The organism is uncultured Campylobacter sp., assembly GCF_937997595.1.
Lineage (GTDB): Bacteria > Campylobacterota > Campylobacteria > Campylobacterales > Campylobacteraceae > Campylobacter_B.
Genome location: NZ_CALKTS010000187.1, coordinates 1 through 1,036 on the forward strand (window position 1 = coordinate 1; position 1,036 = coordinate 1,036).

1 protein-coding gene and 1 pseudogene are annotated in these 1,036 nt (G+C 53.0%); both read right to left on the reverse strand.

Going from position 1 to position 1,036, the window contains the following annotated elements; translation table 11 throughout:
* The coding region (locus Q0614_RS06670) for a divergent polysaccharide deacetylase family protein (protein ID WP_298787468.1) at positions 1-868 on the reverse strand (868 nt) is incomplete at its 3' end.
* A 13-nt stretch (positions 869-881) separates the two neighbouring features.
* A pseudogene (locus tag Q0614_RS06675) lies at positions 882-1,036 on the reverse strand (ketol-acid reductoisomerase); the annotation flags it as partial.

Here is a 1,036-nt window from a genome sequence, read left to right on the forward strand (position 1 = left end):
TCGCGCGCTCGTCGGCGGTAAATTTAGAACCGGTGTGGTTGTTTATAAATTTAGCATTCGGAAAGTCCGCGCGCAGCTTGGCTATGACGCCGCGCAGCTTCTCGTAATTATCAGAAGCTCGCAGCGTCGCGGAGTTGTTTTTAGCAGAGCTAGCCTCCATCGGCAGGTGGATCGCATAATGCTCAAAGCCGCGAGCGAGCGAGCGCGTGTCCTTGCGCTGATACTCGGGCGGGAAGATGGACGGCGTCACGCGCACGGGCAGCGCAGCGATCTTTTGCGCCTGCTCGCCGGTGCCTACGTCGTCGATGATGATCGCAAGCTTTGCGCGAGAGCCTGCGGGCAAAGCCTTGCGCGGCAATTTAGAAAGATCGTCCGCGTTGCCCGAAGCGTGGCTTTGCGCGGTAGAATTTATGGAATTTTCTGGCGCGGAATTTACTACGGTAAAATTTACGTCAGATCCGTCGCTCGCCGAATTTGAGGCGGCGGAATTTGCGGAAGCTATAGAATTTACGGAATTTTGCGAATCGCCGTTTGCGGAATTTTCTCCTGCGGAATTCCGCCGTGCGGGCTCGATACTCATCTTCGACGTAGTTACGTTTTGCTCGGCGATCTTATCAAGCTCCTTTTGAATCAATGCTTCCTTCTGTGCAGCGCTTAAACGCGGCTTTTTACCGCGAGAATCGGAAGTGCTTTCGGGAGTTTGTTTGCGCGAGCTTTGCTGCAACGCGGCTTTATTGCCTGAAAATACGAGATCCAAAACCGCGTAGGTAACCGCACCGCTTAAAAAGCATAAGATTACGACAAAGGCGATCGTTGCGTAGTTGATTGGGCGCTTTTTGCGGCGCCCGCGTGGATTTGTATTAGCCAAAGCTCAGCCGAAATCAGTTTTTATCTTTATTTACGAGCTTACCCTTAGCAATCCACGGCATCATCGCGCGAAGCTTATCGCCGGTTTTGGTAAGCAAGCTGTTTGCCGTGATGTTGCGCTCGGCGTTCATTCGCACGTAGCCCGCCTTGCGCTCAAGGATGAAGTCTT